The organism is Pseudomonas sp. JV245A, assembly GCF_032424515.1.
GTDB lineage: Bacteria > Pseudomonadota > Gammaproteobacteria > Pseudomonadales > Pseudomonadaceae > Aquipseudomonas > Aquipseudomonas protegens.
The window spans coordinates 1-23,396 of the sequence record NZ_VYKE01000091.1 but is presented as its reverse complement, the minus strand read 5'-3'; the positions used below and the strand labels follow the sequence as shown (position 1 = coordinate 23,396).

The window sequence follows — 23,396 nt, the reverse complement described above, 5'->3', positions numbered from 1 at the left end:
CGGCGCGGCGGGGATCATCCCGGCGGTGCTGCACTACTACATGAAGTTCAACCCGCAGGCCTGTGACGACGACATCCTCAACTTTTTCCTCGGTGCCGCCGCCGTGGGCATCCTGTGCAAGAAGAACGCCTCCATCTCCGGCGCCGAAGTCGGCTGCCAGGGCGAAGTGGGCTCGGCCTGCGCCATGGCTGCCGCCGGGCTGGCGGAGATCCTCGGGGCGACCCCGGAGCAACTGTGCAATGCCGCGGAAATCGGCCTGGAGCACAACCTCGGCCTGACCTGCGACCCCGTAGGCGGGCTGGTGCAGGTTCCCTGCATCGAACGCAACGCGATTGCCGCGGTGAAGGCGATCAACGCCACCCAGATGGCCCTGCGCGGCGACGGCAAGCACTTCATCTCCCTGGACCGGGTGATCCGCACCATGCGCGATACCGGCGCCGACATGCATGACAAATACAAAGAGACTTCACGGGGCGGCCTGGCGGTGAGCTGGGTGGAATGCTGAGGAGCCTTCCCTGACCGTCCGCACTACGTGAGCCCGAGCAAAAATAATAACGAGGCGATAACGATGACCGATGTACCGACACCTGCTGCCCAAACCCCTGCTGTAGCCACACCCCGCGACACCACCAGCGCCCGCCAGGGCTGGAGCAAGCACGACACCACCTGGATGCTCGGCCTGTATGGCACCGCCATCGGCGCCGGCACCCTGTTTCTGCCGATCAACGCCGGGGTTGGCGGCTTCTGGCCGCTGATCGTGCTGGCGCTGCTGGCCTTCCCCATGACCTTCTTCGCCCACCGCGGCCTGACCCGCTTCGTTCTTTCCGGGCGCTCCGGAGACATCACCGAAGTGGTCGAGGAGCATTTCGGGGTCGGCGCCGGCAAGCTGATCACCCTGCTCTACTTCTTTGCCATCTTCCCGATCCTGCTGGTGTACAGCGTGGCGCTGACCAACACCCTGAGCAATTTCATGGAACACCAGCTGCACATGACTCCACCGCCGCGGGCGCTGCTGTCGCTGCTGCTGATCCTCGGCCTGATGGCCATCGTGCGCTGCGGCCAGGGCGTGATCGTGCGGGCCATGAGCCTGCTGGTCTACCCGTTCGTCGCCGCGTTGCTGCTACTGGCCCTGAGCCTGATCCCCAACTGGAACGGCGCGTTCTTCGCCTCGGCCGGCGAAGGCATGCCCCTGCCGCTGTTCTTCAAGACCCTGTGGCTGGCGATCCCAGTGATGGTGTTTTCCTTCAACCATTCGCCGATCATCTCGGCCTTCGCCCTGGATCAGAAGCGCCATTACGGCCCGCAGGCCGAAGCCAAGAGCAGCGGTATCCTGGCCACGGCCCACGGCATGATGGTGCTGACAGTGATGTTCTTCTGCTTCAGTTGCGTGCTGGCCCTGTCGCCGGCGGACCTGGTAGCGGCCAAGGAGCAGAACATCTCGATCCTGTCCTACCTGGCCAACCACTTTCAGACCCCGGTGATTGCCTATGCCGCCCCGCTGATCGCCCTGGTGGCCATTACCAAGTCGTTCCTGGGCCACTACATCGGCGCCAGCGAAGGCTTCCAGGGCCTGATCGTGAAAAACCTGCGGGGGCGCTCGCTGTCCTCCAGCAGCCTGGAAAAGATCACCGCACTGTTCATGATCCTCACGTGCTGGGCCGTGGCCACCTTCAACCCGAGCATCCTGCACATCATCGAGACCATGGGCGGACCGGTAATCGCCTGCCTGCTGTTCCTGATGCCGATGTATGCGATCCGGCGGGTGCCTTCACTGCGCCAGTATTCGGGCCAGTTGTCGAACCTGTTCGTGGTGCTGATCGGGCTGGTCGCACTGTCTGCGATCATTTATTCAGTCGTGCCCTGAATCGGGCCGGGATAAAAAAAGCGGACCTCGTGGTCCGCTTTTTTGTCCCCGTATTCATTGCCCGGCGCGTTTCCCGGCATGTCCCTTGCTTTGTCCCGGGGGAGGAATACGGACGTTGGCCACCCTCGGCGAACGACTGGCCAGTGGTCCGGAATCGCGAACTAATTCCGCGCCCTGCCGGTCAATGACTGCACGATCCAATCAGGCGGTGACGCATCATGGACAACCCTTTTCAACTGATTACCGACACCTTCACCCCGCAATACCAGGTCAACCTGAGCATCCAGGGCCTGGACGGCAGCATCATGCTGACCTTGTCCGAAGGTGGCCGGGTGGTGGCCAAGCGCATGATCAGCGCGGCCCAGCGCAATGACCCGCAGCGCATCAAGCGCCTGGTGCAAAGCATTCAGTTTGGTATCGCGATCGAGCAGGGCCACAGTGCCGTAGCCATTCTCGAAGCCATGACCAACGGCGACAGCCTGGGCCTGCCGCCGCCCACCGGCCAGAAGCTCGCGCCGCCGGCCCTGAGGTTCTAGAGCTCGCCCTTCTCCACTTCCGGGTGTTCGCCGGAGCCCGCGCCGATCTTGCGCTGTGGATGCTCGATCTTCACCGAAGGGAACTGCGATGAGGCGTAGCGCACCACCAGGATGGCGAAGGCCAGCAACAGGATGCCGCCGCACAGGTAGATGATGCCCAGGTCCGGCGGGTTGTGGTGCGAGACGTTGGAAATCAGCAACCGGGTCAGCGCGGTGATCGCCACGTAGATCAGGAAACGCACCGGCATGTGGTTGGTCTTGAAGTAGATGCCGACCATCGCCCCCAATTCCAGGTAGATGAACAGCAGCAGGATGTCATCGATCTTGATGTGGCCCACCTCGATCATCTGCAAAAATTCCATCACCGCCGCCCAGGCGGTCACCGCACCGATGGCGAACAGCGCCAGGTAGTGGAACGACTCGACGAACAAGTTGCCCAGGGATTCGGCCAGTTGGTGGACGTTCTGTCGCAGGTTCTCGGCCCAATTGATTTTCACGATGGTTTTTCCTTAGGTCGTTTCGACCGGATGATGCGGATTGGACGTGACGGTTGTTCTGCATGCAGAAAAAAGGCCAGGAGCCTTCAATGAGATGGTGGCCGCCGGCAACGAGGCACGGCCTGGTAACAATCGGCCCGGGAAAAAAATTGCGTCTACATTAAAAAGCCACTATCCAAGGGAAAAGGTTTCGCCTATTCTCTCGACCTGTATATAGATACAGTGTTTATACAGACCCATTATCGTGAAGGCATGTGAGGTGGTGAATGGCCGTCGAAGTGGTATACCGCAGCAGCCGAGATCTGGAGCGCTTGTTCATGGATAAAGCCGAAGCTGACCGTCATGACAAAATGCTCGAACTGGCTGAATTGCTCGCTGAAGTGTTGCACAAAGCCGTGCCGTCGCTGAGCGAACAGCAGGTGGAAGAAGCCGGGATCTACATGGCGAAGAACCGCGATGTGTTCGCCAAGGCGTTCAAGAGCCAGCCGGACGCGTTGTCCGAGTTGCTCAGTGCCCCCGCTCCCGTAGTGGAGGCTGTGGCAGAGCCGCAACCTGTTGAAGCCGAGGCGCCAGCCAAACCGGCGAAAGCGGCCAAGGCCGCAAAATAGGCTTTACGCGAATTGAATAAGCCCTGTGCCCCTGGCACAGGGCTTTTTTCATGCCTGCGAAGGCAAGAGTGGCACTTGTGCGGTGGCCGGTTCAAGCGCTGTCGCCCCTGGCGGATCAGGCAATTCGATAGCGTTGCGATGCAGCAGGGAAGTGATCTTGCCCAGGAAGGCCAGGGGCATCTCAGTCGAGTCGCCATACAGGTCAACCATTCCCACCTCAACTGCGCTGTCAACGATGCAGGAGAACGCCTCGACCTCTTCAGGCGCTATCAAGGCGACAAGCTCCTGGGGCCAATCATCTCCGCGACCATTGAGTGCCAGCAGCGCCCCGGCTCTCTCCCACGCCAGTAGATCGCCCTTTGGCGGGTAGCCCTCAAGGTGCTTTATCAACTCATCGATGGACGGGTGAGCAATGCCTTTTCGTTCGCAGTAAACCGCCAGGCATGCCGCTGCGTACAACTGCAGTTGCCTGATGGAGCAGCCAGTCAATGGTGGGGCCATATCTGGCGCTGTCATTGCGCGACGTCCCAGACCCTGGAGCCTGCGGAACAAAAACCTGATGCGATATCCATGGCTTCCAGAATTCGGTCCTCCAGCTCTTCTGATGCGCCAGGGCGGAGTGATGCCAGATGCTTGTATACGGCCTCTGCGCAAAAGCCCTTGTCCCGGTATGCCACAAGAACATCACGAACCGCCTGAAAGTCCGCCCCCGCCCGCAACAGGCAGGACAACTGCTCATCCAGCCCGGTCTCCAGCGCTTCACGCATCGTCGATACATTCCTTGTCAGTGGGCACTTCGCAGCCGGATGGTACACAGAGCCTGGCCAAGGGTTAAGGCAAGAATGCCTAGCGGTACAGCACCCGTTCCGCCAGTTCATCGGCCACTCGCGCCGGGGAGCGCTTTTCGGCCTGGGCGTGGGCGAAGATTTCCGTCAGCCGCTGGCTGATCTTCGACAGGTGGGCAGTGATGACCGGCAGTTCCGTGTTGCGGTGCTTGAGGGACACATAGATCAGCCCCCCGGAATTGATCACGTAGTCCGGCGCATAGAGAATCCCGCGGCGCTCCAGTTGATCGGCCACCTGCAGGTTGGTCAGTTGATTGTTGGCCGAACCCGCCACCGCCGAGCAGCGCAGTTGCGCCACGCTGAGGCTGTTGAGCACCGCCCCCAGGCCGCAGGGTGCGAGGATGTCGCAAGGGGTGCTGAGCAGAGAATCGTTGGCGATGGGATGGGCGCCCAGTTGCTCCATGGCCAGTTGCACCTTGCCGGCATCGATATCACTGACCAGCAACTCTGCCCCGGCAGCGTGCAACTGCTCGGCCAGGGCATAGCCGACGTTGCCCAGCCCCTGGATCGCCACCCGCAGGCCTTCCAGGTTGTCGCTGCCCAGGCGCGCCATGGCGGTGCTGCGTATGCCGGCGAACACTCCCATGGCGGCATGGGGGGCAGGGTCGCCCGCGGCACTGGTGCTGGTGACGTAACGGGTCTGCTGGGCGATGCAGTCCATGTCGGCCACCGAGGTACCGCTGTCGATGGCGGTGATGTAGCGCCCGTCCAGTTGCTCGACGCATCGGCCAAAGGCTTCGAACAGGGCGGCGCGGCTTTCCACATGGGCGGGGCGGATGATCACGGCGGTACCGCCGCCCTGGGGGAGGCCGGCCAGGGCGGCCTTGTAGCTCATGCCCTGGGCCAGGCGCGCAGCATCCGTCACGGCACTGCTGTCGTCGGGGTAGGCGAGGTAACGACAGCCGCCCAGGGCGGGCCCCAGGCGGCTGTCGTGGATGGCGATCACTGCCTTCAACCCGGTACAGGGGTCGACGCTGAGGTGCAGCGATTCAAGGCGGGTACTGTGCATGAGAGCGAACATCGACGGGCTCCCGAATCACTTCTTGTAGACGCCAGTATAGGCTTGCGCCTGGAATTTGCTGCGCCGCGCAGGAATAAGCCGGAGGCATTTGCAGGCTTTGGGAAATAACCTGCTACCACCTGTGTCAGCACTGGACGAACCTGCGCCACGAGGCTAAAACGAGGCATCCGTCGGAGATTGAGATGAACCCGCGCCAAGCCTTTTTCGCCTGCCTGCATCGCTCGCCGCCAGCCCTGCTGGAAGCGGCCCTGTGGATTGCTGCCGAGCATGCACCGCAACTGGTGCCCGAGCGCCCGCTGGAAGCCTTCAAGGAGATCCAGTCGCAGATCGGCAGCAGCCTGCCCCTGCTGCCGGCGAGCGAACTGGGCCAGCCGCTGTTGCGGCGCATGAACGACCTGGGCTTCCAGCAGGACGAGCACCTGCCCCTGCGGCCCCAGGCGGCGCTGATGGACAAGGTTCTGGAATCCCGCCGCGGGCAACCCCTGGCCCTGGCGCTGATTGCCCTGGAGCTGGCGCAGCGGCTGCAAATTCCCCTGGTGGGGGTGAACTTCCCCGGGCACTTTCTGCTGCGGGTGCCCGGCGCCGACCATCTGCTGGACCCCTGCGGCGGACGCCGGCTATATCCCGCCGACTGCCGAGAACTGCTGCAACGCCAATACGGCGCCCATATCAAGCTCAGCGCCGAACACCTGGCCAGTGCCGAACCGCTGCAGATGTTCCAGCGCCTGTCACGCAACCTGCGCCAGTTGCACCTGTCCTACGACGACAACCTGGGGGCCCTGATCAATGCCGAGCGCGTGCTCGAACTGGGCAATGGCAGCGCCGCCGACTACCTGGCCCGAGCCAGCCTCTACCAGCGCCTGGAGTGCCCGAATGCCGAGCGTTTCGACCTGGAGCACGCGCTGCTGCTCAGTGACGATCCGATCCAGCGCCTGCGCCTGACCGAGCGCCTGGGGCATCTGCCGCCCAACAGCATCGTCCATTGAGAACCGGGCCCTGCCTGCGTGGCACACTAGCCGCCCGCTTGCATCACGGATGAACAGCATGAACCACGCCGAACGCTTTCTTCAGGACTTTCACCAGCGCCGCCCCGGTACCACGCCGCCGGCCTTTTCCGGGTTGAGCCTGCCCGGACGCGGCTCTTCCTACGACATGCTGGCCGCCACACTCGCCGCCACCCGGCCTGGCGCACAGCTACTGGACCTGGGCTGCGGCGACGGTTTCCTGCTGGATCTGCTCGCCAGACGGTACCCCGAGGCGCGATTGATCGGCGTGGACATGAGCACCACCGAATTGCAGGCGGCACGCCTGCGCCTCACCGATCGCTGCGTGTTGCTCAATGAGCGGGCCCAGTCCCTGTCCCTGGCCAGTGGCAGCGTCGACGCCGTGGTCTCGCACCTGGCATTGATGCTCATGAGCGATATCGAACAGGTGCTGGCCGAGGTACATCGGGTCCTGGCCCGGAGCGGCCAGCTCTCGGCCATCGTCGGCCGCAGCTTTCTCCTGGGCGAACCGGGCCAGCGCTACCTGCAGGTGTTTCGCGCCGCCGCCCAGCGCGACCGCCTGGCACCCCTGCCCCTGGTGGACCCACGAGCCCAGTCCCAGGATGGCTGGCGGCAGCTGTTGGCGCGTCACTACCGTGACGTGCAGTTCGAAGAACTGGACCTTGAATGGAGCCCCAGCTTCGAGGAGTTCTGGGACGCCCTGGGGGAAACCTACGACCTGGACCGCCTGAAGCCCGCCACCTGCATATTGATGAAGGACGAACTGCACAGGGCCATACAACCCCTGCTGCGGGCGGACGGCACGCTGCTGACCGGCTGGGGTCTGCTGCTGATCCAGGCCAACGCCGCATGACAGCCCGTGCCGGGCTCTGGCAGGATGCTCGGCTCACTCCACGGAACGGGTACAGCATGCTGATCAGAAAAGCTCATGGCGACGACGCGCAACGGGTCTTCGACATTCGTAACCAAGCCATCAACCACCAGTGCTGCGGCCATTACCCCGCCGCCGACCTGCAGGTCTGGACCGCAGGCAGCCTGGGGGACTACTTCGTCGAGATCCTGGAGAAGACCGGGCACGTAGCCGTCATCGACCAGCGGATCACCGCCAGCGGCATGCTCGACCTGGAGACCGGCCAGGTCGACGCGGTGTTCGTCGACCCGGCCTACATGGGCCAGGGCATCGGCCGGCAGATGATGGACTATCTCGAAGCACTGGCCCTGCAAGCCGAACTGCCACACCTGATACTGGATTCGACCCTGAATGCCGCGGACTTCTACCGTCATTGCGGTTTCGTCGGCGAGCGGATCGCCCAGTACCAGTCGCCCCGTGGCCTGACCCTGGCCTGCGTGCCGATGATCAAGCACCTGGCACGCTGAACCGACAGCACTTCAGGACTTGAGCGGCGCCTGCAACTCCGGGGCCGCTCCCGCCCTACCTGCAGCGGCCTCGGACGGCGAGCGCACCTGAATGATCAACAAGGCTGCCAGCACCGCCGGGATCGCGCAGAAGAAGAAAATCTGCTGCACCGGGATATGCATCGCCAGCAGCATGCTGCCGAACAGGGGCCCGAGAATCGAACCGAAGCGCCCCACTCCCAGCGCCCAGCCGGTGCCGGTGGCACGCACCTGGGCCGGGTAGAAGTTGCTGGCGAAGGCATTCAGGGTCAACTGGCCACCGATGATGCAGAAGCCCGCGGCAAACACGAACACCACCAGGTAGCGCGGGTTGTCGTGGTTCAACCCCAGTAGCACAGTGCACAGTGCGGCGGCGCTGAGCACCGCGGCCAGCAGGCGCACCTTGCGTTTCAGGCGGTCGGCGAACCAGGCCATGCAGATCGCGCCGAGGGTGCCGGCGAAGAGGAACATCGAAGTCACCAGGTTGGCCTGCTTCAGGGCCAGGCCACTCTCCAGCAGCAGCGTCGGCAACCAGCTGATCATGAAATACAGCAGGATCAGGCTGACGAAAAAGGTCGCCCAGATCAGCAAGGTCGGCCGTGCATAGCCGTGGCGGAACAGCTCCAGCACCGTGAGCTTGCTGTCCACCTGCTCACCGCTGTTGAGCACTGCGGCCGGCGGTTGCCAGTCCGGGAGCATCTGTGCGGTGACCTTGCGCAGCCGCGCATAGGGCGGCGCGTCCCGCAGCAGGCGCGGCAGCGATTCGGGCAAGCGCCAGAGCAGGAAAGGAAACAGCAGCAGCGGCGTGATGCCGCCGGCGAGGAACACCGCTTCCCAGCCAAAGCGATCGATGAAGCCGGCGGCAACGAAACCACCCGCCGCGCCGCCAAAGGAGAAACCGCAGGCGGCCAGGGTCACCATCAGGGTGCGCAGGCGCGGCGGCGAATATTCGGACATCAGCGCCATCGCGCTGGGCATCGCCCCGCCCATGCCGATGCCACAGATAAAACGGGCGGCCATCAGGCTTTCAAGGGAATTGGCGAACACCATCAGCACCGTCAGGCTGGCGTAGATCAGCACGCAAACGAGCAGGATCCGGCGCACGCCAAAACGGTCCGCCAGGGGCGTCACCGCCAGGGACCCCAGGGTCAGGCCCAGCAGGTTGGCGCTGAACACCGGGCCGAAGGCGGCCTTCTCCAGCCCCCAGTCCTGGGCCAGGGCCGGCACCACATAGCCCAGGACCTGGGCGTCGTAGCCATCGGTGACCAGCAGCAAGGCGAGAAGCAACAAGAGCAACCACTGGTAGCGGGACACCGGGCGGGCGTCGAGCGCAGCACGAAAGCTGGCAATCTGATTTTGCATCGCAAGGTACCTGTTCGGTTTTTTATGGTTATGGGCAGCAGTGTCGCGCAGGTCACAGGCGGTGACCGCTCAGGCCCCGTTGCGGGGCCTGGGTGATGCAGATGCCACGCTGCCCCGGATACCGGGCAGCGTGCAGGTTCAGGCTGGCGTATCCGGCTGGTTGGCCGGGTGCGCGGCCTGGAACGCCGGGTGCTCGGCGGCCAGGGCCGCGACCCGGAGGATCCGCGGATAAGCGTCCAGGGACACCTTGAAACGCTCGGCCGCATACAGTTGGGGAATCAGGAACACATCGGCCAGCCCCGGCTCATCGCCAAAACAGAAGCCCTGGTCGCCGATCAGTTGCTCCAGGGCCGCCAGCCCCTGGCTGATCCAGTGGTCGATCCACACCAGCAGTTGCGCTTCCTCATGACCCCATTCCCGTAGCAGGTTCTGGGTGCTGGAGTTGTGCAGCGGATGAATGTCGCAGCCGATGATCGCGGCAACCGCCCGTTCCCGGGCGCGGCTGACCAGGTCCGTGGACAGCAGCGGCACCTGTGGATAACGCTCCTCCAGGTACTCGATGATTGCCAGCGACTGGATCAGCAGGTCGCCGTCATCGGTCCGCAGGGCCGGCACCCGGCCCTGCGGGTTGATCTCCAGGTACTCCGGCTGGCGATTCGCACCGCCCTTGGGCACCAGCAGATTGACCGGTATGGCCTGGAACTCCAGGCCCTTGAGGGCCAGAGCGATGCGCACCCGGTAGGACGCAGTAGAGCGGTAGTAGGTATAGAGCTGCATGAGGGCTCTCCCTTAACGTGCCGGCTGGACCGTGCCGCGGCATTCGCCGAAGCCGATGGAGGCGAAACCCTCACGGCGGCAACGCCCGCGCAGGATGATTTCATCGCCGTCCTCGAGGAACTTGCGCACCTCGCCGGACGCCAGTTCGATGGGTTTCTTGCCGCCTTCGGTGATCTCCAGCAGGCTGCCGAACTGGCCGCTCTCTGGGCCGGACAAGGTGCCCGAACCGAACAGGTCGCCGGCCTGCAACTGGCAGCCGTTGACGCTGTGGTGCGCAACCATCTGCGCCACGGTCCAGTACATGTACCGGGTGTTGCTCAGGGTCAGGCGGTGTGCCGGCAGGCCCTGCTCGCGCATGGTGCGGGTGGTCAGCAGCACTTCCAGTTCGATGTCGAAGCCACCGGCGGCCTGGTCGCGCTTGTCCAGCAGGTACGGCAGCGGTTGCGGGTCGCCTTCAGGGCGCGGGGCCTGGGCCTGGCGGAACGGCTCCAGGGCCTCGGCGGTCACCACCCAGGGCGAAATACTGGTGATGAAGCTTTTCGACAGGAACGGGCCCAGCGGCTGGTATTCCCAGGCCTGGATATCCCGCGCCGACCAGTCGTTGAGCAGGCAGAACCCGGCGATGTGTTCGGCGGCGTCGCCAATGGCGATGGGCTCGCCCATCTCGTTGCCCTGGCCGATCCAGATGCCCAGCTCCAGTTCGTAGTCCAGGCGCGCGCAGGGGCCGAAGGTCGGTTCGGACTGCCCGGCCGGCAGGGTCTGGCCCTTGGGCCGGCGCACGTCGGCACCGGAAGTACGGATAGTGGATGCGCGACCGTGGTAGCCGATCGGCACGTACTTGTAGTTGGGCAGCAGCGGGTTGTCGGGGCGAAACAGCTTGCCGACGTTCTGCGCGTGTTCGATGCCCACATAGAAGTCGGTGTAATCGTTGATCTTGGCCGGCAGGTGCATCTGGCAGTCCGCGGCCAGGGGCAGCAGTTTCGCCCCCTGGGCCTCGATCTTGCCGCGCAGGCTGCTGCCTTCGCCGAGCAGTTCCAGCAGGCGTTCGCGCAAGGCGACCCGGGCCGGGCGGCCGAGTTCGAAGAACGCATTCAGCTGGCCGCCACGGGCCGCCTGCACCGCAGCCTGAGCCTGGCCTTCGAACAGCCCGGCATCCAGCGCCGCTTCCAGGTCGAAAATCTGTTCGCCAATGGCGACCCCGCTGCGGGGCGCCGAACCCTGGGTGCTGAAGACGCCCAGGGGCAGGTTCTGCAACGGGAAGTCGGGGTGACCGTTGGCGGACTCGACCCAGCTACGGGTGATGGTGGGCAAGGTCATGGGTTATCTCCGATTCGGGTTGAAGGTGACGGGCAGCGAGGCCCAGCAAGCATCGTAGTCGTTCTGCAGCTCTGGGCACTCCAGGGCGAACTGGCTCGGGCGCAGCACCTGGCTGGTCTCGAACATGAAGGCCATGGTGTTGTCGATCTTGGCCGGCTGCAACTGGGCGTTGATCGCCTTGGTGCAGGTCTCGCCGTCCGGGCCGTGGGCGCTCATGCAACTGTGCAGCGACGCGCCGCCGGGCAGGAAGCCTTCGGCCTTCGCATCGTAGGCACCCTGGATCAGGCCCATGAACTCGTTCATCAGGTTGCGGTGGAACCACGGTGGACGGAAGGTGTTCTCGGCCACCATCCAGCGTGGCGGGAAGATCACGAAGTCCAGGTTGGCCAGGCCCGGCACGCTGGTGGGCGAGGTCAATACGGTGAAGATCGACGGGTCCGGGTGGTCGAAGCTGACGGTGCCAATGGTGTTGAAACGACGCAGGTCGTATTTGTACGGCACGTTGTTGCCGTGCCAGGCCACCACGTTCAGTGGCGAATGGTCGAGCTCGCAGCCCCAGAGCTCGCCGAGGTACTTCTGGACGAGCGTGGTGGGCTGGCGCAGGTCTTCGTAATGAGCCACCGGGGCCAGGAAATCCCGGGGGTTGGCCAGGCCGTTGCTGCCAATCGGCCCAAGGTCCGGCAGGCGCAGCGGCGCACCGTGGTTCTCGGCGACGTAGCCACGGGCTTGCGGGTCCAGCAGTTCGATGCGGAATTTCAGCCCGCGAGGCAGCACGGCGATTTCCAATGGCTCCAGGTCCAGCATGCCCAGTTCGGTGACGATGCGCAGGCGACCCAGCTCCGGCACCAGCAGCAGCTCGCCATCGGCATTGAAGAACACCCGCTCCATCGAGCGGTTGGCACGGTAGTGATAGACGCTGATACCCGCCGGCTTCTGCGCCGCCGAGTTGGCCACCATCGCCACCAGGCCGTCGATGAAATCGGTGGGCTCGCTTGGAATCTGCAGGGGGCTCCAGCGCAGGCGGTTGGGGGTGACCTCACCCAGGGGGCCGCCTGCCAGCTGGCGCGCAAGCTTGGCGAAAGCCGGGTGCTTGGCCGAGGGCTGGATGCGGTACATCCAGGTACGCCGGGCTTCGCTGCGGGTCATGGTGAAGGCGGTGCCGGAAAACAGTTCGGCGTACAGGCCATAAGGGGCTTTTTGCGGGGAGTTCTGGCCGACGGGCAGCGCCCCTGGCAGGGCCTCGCTGGCAAATTCGTTGCCGAAGCCCGATTGGTAGCTGAGGGCCGACGCCGAAGAATCGAGGTTCATGGAGCCTCCTGGAAGTTGGAATAGGCAGGGGCCCACCACTCCCTCACAAGAGCTATCGGCACGCCTGGGTTATTTTTATCGTAATCCAATTACGCATAACGTAATTTGATTGCCCAGGAGCGTCAAGCTATAAAGACCGCCACTTGTCACGGGACCCCAATGCCTCCATGGAAAAGCCGCGCAGCATCAGCGACAGCACCGGTAAACAGAAAGTCCGCTCGGCCGAGGTCGGTACCGACATCCTCAAGGCCCTGGCCGAACTGTCGCCGGCCACTTCCCTTTCGCGCCTGGCCGAACATGTTCAGATGCCGGCAAGCAAGGTGCATCGCTACCTGCAGGCCTTGATTGCCAGCGGCTTTGCCGAACAGAACAGCGCCACCAATCACTACGGCCTGGGCCGCGAAGCCCTGCGGGTAGGCCTGGCCGCCCTGGGCAGCATGGACGTACTGAAAGTCGCGACCCTGCCCCTGGCGGAACTGCGGGACGAATTGAACGAAACCTGCTTCCTCGCGGTGTGGGGCAACCAGGGCGCGACGGTGGTGCATATCGAACCGGCGGTGCGGGCGGTGACCGTGGTCACTCAACTGGGCTCGGTGCTGCCATTGCTCAGTTCATCCACCGGGCTGGTGTTCAACGCCTACCTGCCACAGCGCGAAACCCTCGACCTGCGCCAGCAGGAACTGGCAACCGGCAGCCCCCACGCCCTGGCCGACAAGCAGGTGCACGATGCCCTGGCCGAGCAGATTCGCCAGCGCGGCCTGCACCATGTCCACGGTTTGCTGATGCCCGGTGTCGATGCCCTGTCGGCGCCGGTGTTCGATGCCACCGGCAAGATCGCCGCGGTGCTGACCGTGGTAGGGCCGACGTCGCTGTTCCACGCCGATGAACATGGGCCCGCAGCCCAACGTCTGCTGGCGGCCAGCTCTGCAGTGAGCTGGCGCATGGGTTATCAGCCGCAATAACCGCTAGCGCTCAACTCATCAGCCCCAGGGCCTGGGCCTTGGCTACCGCCTGGGTACGCCGCTCCACCCCCAGTTTGCTGTGAATCCGGCGCCCGTGGGTCTTCACGGTATGCAGGGAAATGAACAATTGCTCGGCGATCTGCTGGTTTGAACAGCCCTGGGCGATCAGTTGCAGCACTTGCAATTCCCGCAGGCTGAGCAGGCTTTCGCGGTTTTCCAGGGGGCCTGCCGATGACGGCGTCTGCAGCGTTTCCCCCGCAGCCAGCAAGAGTGGTTGCCGCAGGCGCAGTTCGTGCAGTGCCTGCGGCAGGTTGCATCGCTGCACCAGTGCCTGCCCGGCCTGCAATGCTTCCTGCGCCAGCGCCGGGTTGCCTTGCAGGTGGGCGACCTCGGCCAGGGCCAGTTGCACCTCGGCCTCCAACCCCTGCATGCCGTGGCGTTGGGCCCGGGCCAGCAGCCCCTGCAAGGTAGCGATCGGCGCCTGGGCCCGCCCCAGGTGTACCTCGGCCAGCACCAGCAGGTATTCGATCCCCGGAATCAACTCCAGGGTGGCCGGTGGCGCCTGTAGCGCCTGCGGGCCGCGAAAGTGCCGGAGCAAGCGGCTCAAGGCCTCCTGAGCCAGCTCCGGTCGCCCCTGTTGCAGCCAGAGCTGGCTGCTGACCTGCAACAGCACGCCCCGGTACACCGTGTCGGGAATCTGCCGCTGCTGCATCAGCCGCTCCGCATCCCGCAGGCGTACGAAGGCCTGGGCATAATCACCCTGGTTGGCCGCCAGTTGGGCCTGGCCGAGGAAACCATACAAGGCACGCTTGTCGTGGCTCAGCAGGCAATCCTCGAGGCCGCTGCGAAAGTAGCCGGCCGCCTGCTCTGCATGCCCCTGGCGCAAGGCCAGGCGCCCGAGACGCAGGGCGATGCGACCGAGCAGCGGGGTCGCCCGCAGCGCCTGCATCGACAAGCGCTCACAGACCTGCTCCAGCAGGCTCTGGGCCCGATGCGGCGCGCCCCTTTGCTCCAGCAACTGGGCATGGTCCAGTTCCAGCAGGCCTTCGAACAGCTGGGCATCCTGGGCCCGGGCCAGGCACAGGGCTTCACGATTGAGGGCCTGGGCCACATCCAGCTCCGCACCCAGCAGGGCCTGCTGGGTCAGCCCCGACAGGCACAGCAGGCGGGTGGTCCAGGCGCTGTCCGCCAGCTCATCCAGGGCCTCGATAAAATGCTGCCGCGCCACCACCATCCGCCCGCTCAGGTGCAGCAGCCAGCCCTGCTGTGCCTGCCAGCGGGCCAGCAACTGACGCTGCTGCGCTGCCGAGGGCTGGGGGGCGAACCGGGCCATCTGCGCCATGCACTGCCCGGCCTGCTCGAAGCGCCCGGCAAACAGCATGGCCGCAACCAGCAGCCCCACCAGGTGCGGCGACACCAGCAAGAGTTCGCCACCGTGGCGCTCATGCAGTTGCAGCAACAGCAGCGCATTGTCCTGCTGGAACAGGAACTCGAAACTGAAATGCTCCAGCAGGCTGACCGCGACTTCATACTCTTGGGCCCGCAGCGCCTGCTCAAAGGCCGACTGCCAATCCTCCTGGGCAATGAACCACTGGCAGGCCCGGCGATGCCAGGAGCGCCCGCCCGGCCAGGCTTCGTCGCGCATTAGCCGGGCCAGCGGCGGAAACACCTGGAGCCAGTCGCCGCCACCGTCCCAGGGTTCGATGAAGCAGGCCATGTCCTGCAAGGTCCGCAGGTACTGGGCACCCTCCCCGACGCCGAACAGATGCTCGCACAGCTCGGCGTTGAAACGTGGCAGGTGCGCCAGTACTTGCCAGACTTGCGCCAGCTCCGCCGGCAGCACGCTGAACAGCTCGTGCTCCAGGTACTCCAGCAAGGTATTGGGGCGCCCCGGCTTGCAGGGCTGAATCGTCAGCTCGCTGCCTTCCAGCAAGGCAATGCGCACCCCGGCGCACCAGCCGCCACTGCGTTGCAGAATGCGACTGGCGGTCTGCGCACACAGGGGTTGCGGCAGCCGTTGCAGCAGTTGCTCGATCTCGATCTGGCTGAATGCCAGTGCCGGGCCGTCCAGCTCGAACAACTGATCGTCCAGCAGCAGGCGTGGCCAGTTGCACAGGGGCCGGCGACGGCAACCCAGCCACCAGGTCAACTGCGGGTTGTCCAGGCTCAGCAGGCGATCGAGCAGCAGGTCCAGGTCCGCAGCCGCGACCCGGTAATAGTCATCGATAAAGATCCAGGCCGGCGCCTGCAGGTGCGCCAGGTGCTGCAGCACCGTGGCTTCGTCATCGCGCTCCAGCCCCAGGGCCTGGGCCAGGGCAGCGCACAGCCCCTGCGGGCTATGCCGCCCGCCGGACAACGGCAACCAGCTCACTCGGCAGGTCTCCGGTGCCTGTTGCAGGCACTCAGCCAGCAGCGCCGTCTTGCCGCTGCCGGCAGGCGCGCAAAGCAGCTTGACCCGCGCACCGGAGGCCAGCAACGGCGCGCTCAGGCGGCTGCGGGAAAAATGATGGGAGGACAAACGGGGCATGAACCCGGGACGCTCTGGACAACGAGTCATGGCGGTCATTGCGGCGTGCCTTTTTATAGTTTTAGCCAGCGTAGCCCCACCCTAGCCCCGACCTCCCGGCCAGTTGAAGAAGTATTCAGCAGGCTGATCAGCCCCCATAAAAAAACCGACCAGGCAGTCGGATAACTGCCAGTCAAGAGGAACGCAGTATTGCCGCGACTGTGGCGAGCAAGCTCGCTTGCCAGGACTGGCCGCCATAAAAAGCCGCACGCCCCAAGAGCGTGCGGCTCGACCATTGCTCCACTGCAACCCAAGAGGCGCCTAGCGCACTCCGCTGGCGCGCAGGGCCGCCGGGGTGTAGTCGGCCGCCTTGGCGGCAAAGCCGAACTCCAGGCTGTGCTTCTCTTCGTTCTTCATGCCCAGGGCCAGGTAACGGCCGGCGTTCAGGTCATACAGGGCCTCCAGGGTGTAGGCCGGTACCTGGTGGTCGTAGTAGTACTGCGCATGACCTTCGGCTACCCGCCACAGTTGGCCGCGTCCGTCATAGTGGTCCACCAGGGCCACCTGCCAGCTGTCCTCGTCGATGTACATGTGCCGAGTGGCGTAGATGTGCCGCTGGTTGGGCTTGACCGTGCCCACCACTTCCCACACCCGGTGCAGTTCATAGCGGGTCAGGTCCTGGTTGATGTGCCCGGCCTTGACGATGTCGTCGTACTTGAGGCTCGGGGAGTCCAGCTTGTAGCTGTTGTAGGGGATGTACATCTCCTTCTTGCCCACCAGCTTCCAGTCGTAACGGTCGGGAGCACCGGAGAACATGTCGAAGTTGTCCGAGGTGCGCAGGCCGTCGGCGGCGGTGCCCGGGCCGTCGTAGGCCACTTGCGGGGCGCGGCGCACGCGACGCTGGCCCGCGTTGTAGATCCATGCCGAACGCGGTTCCTTGACCTGGTCCAGGGTCTCGTGGACCAGCAGCACGTTGCCCGCCAGCCGCGCCGGGGCGGTCACCGACTGCTTGAAGAAGTTCTGCACGTTGGCCGCCTTGGCCGGGTCCAGGTCCGGGATCAGTTGCGGCGCCGCCACCTCTTCCTCGAAACGGATCGAGGTGTAGCTGCCGTTGGTCTGCGGGGTGACCTGGGTGACGATGCGCTTCTGGTTGCCGCCGTGATAACGGGTCAGGTGGTTCCACAGCACCTCGATGCCGTTCTTCGGAATCGGGAAGGCGTAGTAGCGGTTGCCGGTAAAGTTGGCCAGGCCGTTGCCGTCGTTGGTAGTGGTCACGCTCAAGGCGCTGCGCTTGGCCGACTCGTAGATCTCGGGTGGCAGGCCGACGCTGCGGTGAGTGGGGTAGACCGGGATCCGGTAGCTGTCCGGGTAGCGCTTGAACATCGCCACCTGGCCGTCCGAAAGCTTGTCCTTGTATTTGTCCACCGTCGCCGCGGTGATGATGAACAGCGGTTTTTCATTGGCGAACGGGTCGGCGAGAAAGCCCTTGCTGTCCACCGCCCCGGCATTCTTGGGAATGCCTCCGGTCCAGGCCGGGATCGAGCCGTCGGCATTACCGGCTTTTTCCGCACCCACCGGGGTCAGGCTGGTTCCCAGCTTGGCGGCTTCTTCCGGGCTCACGGCGGCCATCAGGTTGGCCGCCCACAACCCCAGTGCCAGGGCGCTGCATTGCAGAATCATCTTGCGCATTCAAATGCTCCTTCTTGTGCCGGTTCAGAAGTTCACGCCAAAGCTCAACGCGAGGAAGTCCCGGTCGGTCAGGGTGTTGTAGCGCCCGCCAAAAAAGTCGGTGTAGCTGAGGCTGGCGGTGTAGGTGTTGCGGTAGTCGGCATCCACGCCAACGCTCAGGGCCTTGGCGCCCTGGTTGAACAGGCCGTTGGGCCCGTAGCCGTTGACGTCATGGGACCAGGAAAGGTTGGGCTTGAAGTTGATGCCGGCGATCACGTTGCTGTAGTCGAGGATGGCCCGGGCGCGATAGCCCCAGGAGGTGGCCGTGACGAAACCGTCGGTGTCGCCCCCGTAGCCGTATTGGCCGTACACCGAGTCCCGGCCGTAGCGCAGCTTGCTCTTGTCTTCCAGGCCTCCGACGTGGACCACTGCCGCCTCGCCCACCAGGGTCAGGCGGTCGGCCCCCAGCACCTGATCGAAGAACTGGGTCATGGAACTCTGGATCTGAGTGATTTCCTTGCGCCGGTAGCCGGTGTTGTCAGCCCCCATGGCGCTCTTGATCGGCGACGCCGCGCCCCCGGAAATAGGGTTGAGCAGGGCCAGGGTCAGGTCGTTGGTGTTGACCTGCACCGGCGCGTTGGGCCGATAGCTGATCTCGCCGGTCCAGGCGGTGCCGGTAGGCAGGGTGGTGGAGAAACTGGCGCCATACAGGCGGATGTCTTCCGGGTATTCGAGGTAGTACTGGCCACGGCCAAGCATCACGCTTTGCACCAGGCCACTGCCAGAACCCGGAACGATGCCGTTGGCGACGCCGGCAATGGCGCCCAGGGTCGCCGCGCTGACATTGGCCGTGGTGGTACTCACCACCGGGCTGCGGGAGTGGTAGTTCATGAAGTACAGGCCGTACTCGGTGTCATCGCCGAGCCAGCGCAGGGCGGCGCCCCACTGCCCGGAGTCGCGGGCATCACGATCACCGCCGCGGGGCAGGATCACCCCTTCGCGGGTCACCTGGAAGCCCTGGCCGAAGGCCGCCGCCACCGGCTGCAACGGCGCGATGGCCGGGCTGCCGACGGTGTAGCCGGTGGTGCAGCCATCGGCCACCACGTCGTTGCCGAAGAAGGTGCCGCAGTTGTCCACCACGGTCTGGTCCCACTCCAGCTGATAGAAGCCTTCCACGGTCAGCTGGTTGGTCAGGCCCTGGGAGGCGAACAGCATGTTCACCGGCACCAGGCCTTCCTTGATTTCGGCGCCGGGGCGGCGAAAGGCCGAGACATCCACAGGGTTGATGCTGTTGATGGAGTTGCCGATGAAGGTGCTCTCGCCCCAGCTGACCACCTGCTTGCCGGCACGCACGGTACCCGGCAGGTCGGCAATGGAATAGTTGTGGTAGACGAAGGCATCGAGGATCTGCGCCCCCGATGACTTGGCGCCCTCCTTGCGGTTGTGGTCGCTGATGGGCTTGAACTCGCGGTCTTCGTCCTTGAGCTCGAAGTCGTACCAGTACTTGCCGCGAACGAAGACCCCGGTGTCGCCGTACTTGAGTTCCAGGTCATGCAGGCCCTTGAAGATCTTCGAGAAGGTTTCGCCCTTCTTGAAGTTCAGGCGGCCATCGTCGCCGGTGGACGACTGGGCGGTACCGCCATTGACCGTTCCGACGAAGGCGCGGTCGGCATTGCGCATGCCCCAGCTGGCACCAACCGATAGCGACGAGTCGAACTGCCCTTCGATTTCCCCGATGTTGAACGACACCGCCTGCGCCTGGGCGCAGCAGCCCAGCGCCACCGCGACGGCCAGCGCCTGCGGTTTGAAGATGGCGCGCATTGTTATTCTTGTCATGCGTCTTCCCCGGTGAGTGACAGGAGGCCTCACCCTACTGCCGGGGTAGCACGGTCGATAAGCGCACCAAGGAGGTATTCGCGCTGTCACTCGAAGGGATTAGTGCCCTTGCCATCAGGGCCGTTCAAGGGGTTATCCAGCGGCTGGATGCAGGCTTATCAGGGGCGTCGATGCAGGGGGATGACCGGGGCGAAAAAACGCTTAGACTGTTGCTCAGGCTGTAACAGTCCTTGTCCTGAATCGCTATTTTTCCGTACCCGGCCAGGGCTTATTCTTCACTCGCAGTCACGGCAAACAACCGCTTGCCACTGACCTTGCAAGTACCGGGCACGAACTGTTCCCGGGAATGATTTCCAGCCGCTTGAAGGCGTGTGATTCAAGCTGCTGCCCCTGGTTCACCGACGTTGATTTTGTAGCTCCTTGATCTAACGTCTTGCTTCGGCCGCTGCTCTTGCAGCGGCCTTTTTTATGCCTGGAACACCAGAGGAAAGTGGCAACTACGCCGCGTCATCCTCGCTCTCGTCGTAATGAAACTTGTGCAGCAGACGGTGCGCCACTGGGGACAGGATCAAGCCCAGGGTGGCAGCGAAGACCAGGTTGGTATAAAGCCCGTAGCTGGCAAAAAACAGTTTGCCACCAGGGGTTTGCGGCATGTTGATGGGGCCGATGCCGCCGAGGATCATGGCCGCGTCATACAAGGCGTCATGGAAGGAAATGTCTTGTTCGAAGTACAGCAGGCCGCTGATACCCAGCAGCACCGAGAAGATGATCAGCGCCAGCACCACCAGCCCATGCATGCATAAACGGCGGATGAACAGCAGCCGCGACAATACCGGCTGATCCTTTGACTCATACATATGCAGCACTCCCTGTTCGTTCGCGGACCGTCGAGCATAGTGACGAACGCTGCAGGAGTAAAACCGCCGGGGCCAGGGCCCGGCGGGGTGATGCATCCAGTGCTGAAAACCCGGCGCACTTAGCGCCAGAAGCCGGCCCCTATCACCCAGGCACAGGCGATAGGGGATGGACAAAGGGGCGCTTCAGAGGGCGTACTTTTGCAGATTCTGCATCATCTCCTTCAACGCCTCGATATTGTCCTTGGGGTGAGCCGCGCCCTCGAAGTCGCAGATCTGCTGCCAGTGGGCCGCCACGTCTTCCGGGGAAAAGCCCTGGCGAGGATCGAAGCCGGCGCCCAGGCTGCGCTCCCAGCGCACCTTGCCGATCCAGCCGCCGCCCACTTCGAACAGGCCGGAGGTTTCCTGGCACTGCTCGCTGCCCAGGTACACCACCAGCGGGCTGACCAGTTCGGGCTTGAGCTGCTCGAACACCTGGGGCGGAATCAGCCCCTCGGTCATCCGCGTACCGCCGGTGGGTGCGATGGCGTTGACCAGGATGTTGTTCTTGCGCCCTTCGATGGCCAGGGTCCGGGTCAGGCCGTACAGGCCGAGCTTGGCCATGCCGTAGTTGGACTGGCCGAAGTTGCCATAGATGCCCGAGGTGGAAGCGGTGAAGATCACCCGCCCATACCCCTGGTCGCGCAGGTGTGGCCAGGCGGCGCGGGTGACCTTGTAGGCCCCCTCGACATGCACCCGATACACCAGGTCCCAATCGGCGTCCTCCATCTTGTGGAAGGTCTTGTCCCGCAGGATCCCCGCGTTGTTGACCACCACATCGACCCGGCCAAACACATCCAGGGCGTTCTGCACGATCTTTTCACCGTCGGTGACCGAGTCATGGCTGGCTTCGGCGATACCGCCGGCCTCGCGGATCTGCGCCACCACGCGGTCGGCGGCCGAAGCGCTGGCGCCTTCGCCCTGGGCCGAGCCGCCGAGGTCGTTGACCAGCACCTTGGCGCCGTGCCGGGCGAACAGCAGTGCATGGGCCCGGCCCAGGCCACCGCCGGCTCCGGTGACAATCACCACTTTATCTTCCAAGCGCACAGACTCACTCATACCGAACTCCAGCAGGGCCAATGGACAATGCTTCGAGTGTCAGGCAGCCAGCCTTTGGTCACAATAAAAACGTTTTGACCTGAATGGTGCGCAATAAGGCAGCGGGATAATCGCCTTGCCCGCTCAAGGCCGCGGGGTTCAGGAACACGCCAACCGTGATGATGGCGACAGCAGATTGTCGCGAAACTCCAGATAATGCTTGAGCACCGCCAGGGGCGCTTCGATCTGCGGGTAATGCCCGATGTTCGGCAGCAGCACCGTGTCGGCCCGTGGGATCAATTGCCGATAGCGCTCCACCATGTGTGCCCCGGAAATCGGGTCCAGGGCACCATCGATCACCCGCAGGGGCACCTCGCCGCGCTGCATGGCACTGACCCAACGTTCACGCCGGGCCCGGCGTTCAGGGATATAGCCGATCAGCTTGTGCAGGATTCGCGGGCCATCGTTGCTCTGCACCAGGCTCCAGAAATCATCCAGCACCGACTCGCTGGGGCGGTTCTGGGGGCCGAATATCTGCCGGAAACTCTTGGCCAGGCCCTGGCGGCTGAACGTGCGCCCGAGCATCCAGCCCAGCGGGCTGAGCAGCAGCTTCTGGGTCAGCACCGGGCGATGGGTTTCCGGAAACAGGCCGCCGTTGAGAAACACGCAACTGGCGATATCGATCCGCTCTTCGTAGTGCCGGGCCAGCAACTCCTGGGCAACGCTGTCGCCGTAGTCGTGGGCCAGCAGATGCACCGGCTCGGCGATACCCAGATGGGCCAGCAGCGCCTGCTGCAGGTCAGCCTGCTCCAGCAGGCTGTAGTCATGCTCCAGGGGCTTGGCCGAATCGCCGAAGCCCAGCATGTCGCAGGCGATCACCTGATGATGCCGGGCCAGGGGCTGCCACAGGTAGTGCCAGTCCCAGCTGGCGGTGGGAAAGCCATGGATCAGCAGCAGCGGCTCGCCCTGCCCGGCCACCCAGTAACGGATGCGCTGGCCGCGAAAGAGCAGGTCATGTCCGCGTGTACGCCACACGCACAGCGGGATCTCGGCAATAGGCATCAGAGTGTGTAACCCGGGTCGAGTTGATCGAGTTTGCGCAGCAGGGCCGGCCAGGCCAGAGCGCCGCCCATGCCCTGAGCGCTGCGGGTGACACCAGCGATCATCGCCCTGGCCCCGGCCAGGATCGGCGCAGGGATGGCAATCAGCTCGGCGCCGCCGTTCTGCGCCAGCACCTGGATCTCGCAGGCGCGCTGGAAGGTGAACATCATCAGGAAGGTGTCGGCGATGGTCGCGCCGCAGGTGAGCAGGCCATGGTTGTGCAGCATCAGGAAACTGTTGTCCCCCAGGTCGGCCTGCAGCCGGACCTTCTCCTCGGGGTTCAGGGCCACACCTTCATAGGGGTGGTAACCCAGGCTCGACAACACGAACAGCGACTGCTGGCTGATGGGCAACACGCCCTGCTTCTGCGCCGACACCGCAACCCCGGCCGCGGTATGGGTGTGCAGCACGCAAACCACATCGTGACGCACCGCATGCACCGCGCTGTGAATGGTGTAGCCCGCCGGGTTGATCTCGTAGGGGCTGTCCATCAGCTTGTTGCCGGCCTGGTCGACCTTCACCAGGCTCGACGCGGTGATCTCGTGGAACATCAGGCCAAACGGGTTGATCAGGAAATCTTCGGTGCCCGGCACCTTGGCGGATATGTGGGTGAAAATCAGGTCGTCCCAGCCATGCATTGCCACCAGGCGATAGCAGGCGGCCAGGTCCACGCGGGTTTGCCACTCGATGGCGCTGACCTGGTTTTTTACACTCGGTGTCGATTGAACGGGGGCTAGGCTCACGGCAAGGACCTCGGTGATGGTTCTTATAGGAAGAGGACCTCCAGAGTCTAGACAGCTCACGCCGCTGGCGGAGTTGCATTGGCAGCCAGCTTGATGGCCGTGCGGGTCAGCCGGG

22 protein-coding genes and 1 pseudogene are annotated in these 23,396 nt (G+C 64.2%); 8 read left to right on the top strand and 15 right to left on the bottom strand.

All coding sequences use genetic code 11. The features are described 5' to 3' along the window. The 3 genes from F6S12_RS21500 to F6S12_RS21490 all read left to right on the top strand — a co-directional run. A partial coding sequence (locus F6S12_RS21500) for an L-serine ammonia-lyase, iron-sulfur-dependent, subunit alpha (protein WP_315869317.1) occupies window positions 1–505 on the top strand: 505 nt, incomplete at its 5' end. A gap of 63 nt (window positions 506–568) precedes the next feature. After that, on the top strand, window positions 569–1,864 hold the full coding sequence (locus F6S12_RS21495; RefSeq protein ID WP_077933365.1) for a serine/threonine transporter: 1,296 nt from the start codon (window positions 569–571) through the stop codon (window positions 1,862–1,864). A 218-nt stretch (window positions 1,865–2,082) separates the two neighbouring features. Then, window positions 2,083–2,400, top strand: a complete 318-nt coding sequence (locus F6S12_RS21490; RefSeq protein WP_011059331.1) for a DUF3509 domain-containing protein — start codon at window positions 2,083–2,085, stop codon at window positions 2,398–2,400. Here F6S12_RS21490 and F6S12_RS21485 read toward each other — a convergent pair. Beyond that, window positions 2,397–2,897 (bottom strand): phosphate-starvation-inducible protein PsiE, encoded by a 501-nt coding sequence (locus F6S12_RS21485; RefSeq protein WP_011059330.1) that lies wholly within the window; start codon window positions 2,895–2,897, stop codon window positions 2,397–2,399. The genes F6S12_RS21490 and F6S12_RS21485 overlap by 4 nt on opposite strands. 266 nt (window positions 2,898–3,163) lie before the next feature. On the opposite strand from F6S12_RS21485, the pseudogene F6S12_RS21480 reads away from it, so the two are divergent. Beyond that, window positions 3,164–3,418: pseudogene (locus F6S12_RS21480) on the top strand (YebG family protein); the annotation flags it as partial. 135 nt (window positions 3,419–3,553) lie between these two features. On the opposite strand, the gene F6S12_RS21475 reads toward F6S12_RS21480, so the two are convergent. From F6S12_RS21475 to F6S12_RS21465, 3 genes are all read right to left on the bottom strand, one after another. After that, window positions 3,554–4,021: a hypothetical protein gene (locus F6S12_RS21475; RefSeq protein WP_244868166.1), complete on the bottom strand. Its 468-nt coding sequence runs from the start codon at window positions 4,019–4,021 to the stop codon at window positions 3,554–3,556. Further along, window positions 4,018–4,272, bottom strand: coding sequence for a hypothetical protein (locus tag F6S12_RS21470; RefSeq protein ID WP_041774068.1), 255 nt, complete (start codon window positions 4,270–4,272; stop codon window positions 4,018–4,020). Before F6S12_RS21470 ends, F6S12_RS21475 begins: the two co-directional genes overlap by 4 nt. 79 nt (window positions 4,273–4,351) lie before the next feature. Beyond that, a complete protein-coding gene (locus F6S12_RS21465; protein ID WP_011059327.1) occupies window positions 4,352–5,371 on the bottom strand; it encodes a Leu/Phe/Val dehydrogenase in 1,020 nt (339 codons plus the stop codon). 182 nt (window positions 5,372–5,553) lie between these two features. Between F6S12_RS21465 and F6S12_RS21460 the strand changes: the two genes are divergently transcribed. The 3 genes from F6S12_RS21460 to F6S12_RS21450 are packed head-to-tail and all read left to right on the top strand — an operon-like array spanning window position 5,554 to window position 7,752. Then, window positions 5,554–6,357 carry a SirB1 family protein gene (locus tag F6S12_RS21460; RefSeq protein ID WP_161466205.1) on the top strand — a complete coding sequence of 268 codons (804 nt, stop codon included), beginning with the start codon at window positions 5,554–5,556 and terminating at the stop codon, window positions 6,355–6,357. Between the two features lie 58 nt (window positions 6,358–6,415). Further along, window positions 6,416–7,228 (top strand): class I SAM-dependent methyltransferase, encoded by an 813-nt coding sequence (locus tag F6S12_RS21455; RefSeq protein WP_169892786.1) that lies wholly within the window; start codon window positions 6,416–6,418, stop codon window positions 7,226–7,228. A gap of 56 nt (window positions 7,229–7,284) precedes the next feature. Continuing rightward, window positions 7,285–7,752 (top strand): GNAT family N-acetyltransferase, encoded by a 468-nt coding sequence (locus F6S12_RS21450; protein ID WP_161466203.1) that lies wholly within the window; start codon window positions 7,285–7,287, stop codon window positions 7,750–7,752. Window positions 7,753–7,764: 12 nt separating this feature from the next. Here F6S12_RS21450 and F6S12_RS21445 read toward each other — a convergent pair whose 3' ends face one another. From F6S12_RS21445 to hmgA, 4 genes are all read right to left on the bottom strand, one after another. Further along, entirely contained in the window at window positions 7,765–9,132 is a 1,368-nt protein-coding gene (locus F6S12_RS21445; protein WP_315869316.1) for an aromatic acid/H+ symport family MFS transporter, read from the bottom strand. Window positions 9,133–9,270: 138 nt separating this feature from the next. Further along, the gene (maiA, locus tag F6S12_RS21440; RefSeq protein WP_019093360.1) at window positions 9,271–9,909 is read right to left on the bottom strand and encodes a maleylacetoacetate isomerase; all 639 of its coding nucleotides are present in this window, start codon (window positions 9,907–9,909) and stop codon (window positions 9,271–9,273) included. A 12-nt stretch (window positions 9,910–9,921) separates the two neighbouring features. After that, a complete protein-coding gene (gene fahA, locus F6S12_RS21435; RefSeq protein ID WP_161466200.1) occupies window positions 9,922–11,226 on the bottom strand; it encodes a fumarylacetoacetase in 1,305 nt (434 codons plus the stop codon). A 3-nt stretch (window positions 11,227–11,229) separates the two neighbouring features. After that, window positions 11,230–12,534, bottom strand: a complete 1,305-nt coding sequence (gene hmgA, locus F6S12_RS21430) for a homogentisate 1,2-dioxygenase (protein ID WP_011059321.1) — start codon at window positions 12,532–12,534, stop codon at window positions 11,230–11,232. Between the two features lie 167 nt (window positions 12,535–12,701). On the opposite strand from hmgA, the gene F6S12_RS21425 reads away from it, so the two are divergent. Then, window positions 12,702–13,496 carry an IclR family transcriptional regulator gene (locus tag F6S12_RS21425; RefSeq protein WP_011059320.1) on the top strand — a complete coding sequence of 265 codons (795 nt, stop codon included), beginning with the start codon at window positions 12,702–12,704 and terminating at the stop codon, window positions 13,494–13,496. Window positions 13,497–13,506: 10 nt separating this feature from the next. On the opposite strand, the gene F6S12_RS21420 is transcribed toward F6S12_RS21425, so the two are convergent. From F6S12_RS21420 to F6S12_RS21390, 7 genes are all read right to left on the bottom strand, one after another. Continuing rightward, window positions 13,507–16,062: a LuxR C-terminal-related transcriptional regulator gene (locus F6S12_RS21420; RefSeq protein ID WP_315869315.1), complete on the bottom strand. Its 2,556-nt coding sequence runs from the start codon at window positions 16,060–16,062 to the stop codon at window positions 13,507–13,509. A 261-nt stretch (window positions 16,063–16,323) separates the two neighbouring features. After that, a complete protein-coding gene (locus F6S12_RS21415) occupies window positions 16,324–17,691 on the bottom strand; it encodes a DUF1329 domain-containing protein (protein WP_015634191.1) in 1,368 nt (455 codons plus the stop codon). Window positions 17,692–17,715: 24 nt separating this feature from the next. Continuing rightward, a complete protein-coding gene (locus F6S12_RS21410) occupies window positions 17,716–19,506 on the bottom strand; it encodes a DUF1302 domain-containing protein (protein ID WP_315869314.1) in 1,791 nt (596 codons plus the stop codon). Window positions 19,507–20,003: 497 nt separating this feature from the next. Continuing rightward, complete coding sequence (locus F6S12_RS21405; RefSeq protein WP_019093356.1) at window positions 20,004–20,363, bottom strand: hypothetical protein; 360 nt, start codon at window positions 20,361–20,363, stop codon at window positions 20,004–20,006. Window positions 20,364–20,546: 183 nt separating this feature from the next. Continuing rightward, window positions 20,547–21,458 (bottom strand): SDR family oxidoreductase, encoded by a 912-nt coding sequence (locus tag F6S12_RS21400; RefSeq protein WP_011059315.1) that lies wholly within the window; start codon window positions 21,456–21,458, stop codon window positions 20,547–20,549. Window positions 21,459–21,596: 138 nt separating this feature from the next. Next, window positions 21,597–22,499 (bottom strand): alpha/beta fold hydrolase, encoded by a 903-nt coding sequence (locus tag F6S12_RS21395; RefSeq protein ID WP_015634188.1) that lies wholly within the window; start codon window positions 22,497–22,499, stop codon window positions 21,597–21,599. Further along, a complete protein-coding gene (locus F6S12_RS21390; protein WP_011059313.1) occupies window positions 22,499–23,281 on the bottom strand; it encodes a class II aldolase/adducin family protein in 783 nt (260 codons plus the stop codon). The genes F6S12_RS21395 and F6S12_RS21390 overlap by 1 nt, the downstream gene beginning before the upstream one ends. Between the last annotated feature and the right edge of the window lie 115 nt (window positions 23,282–23,396).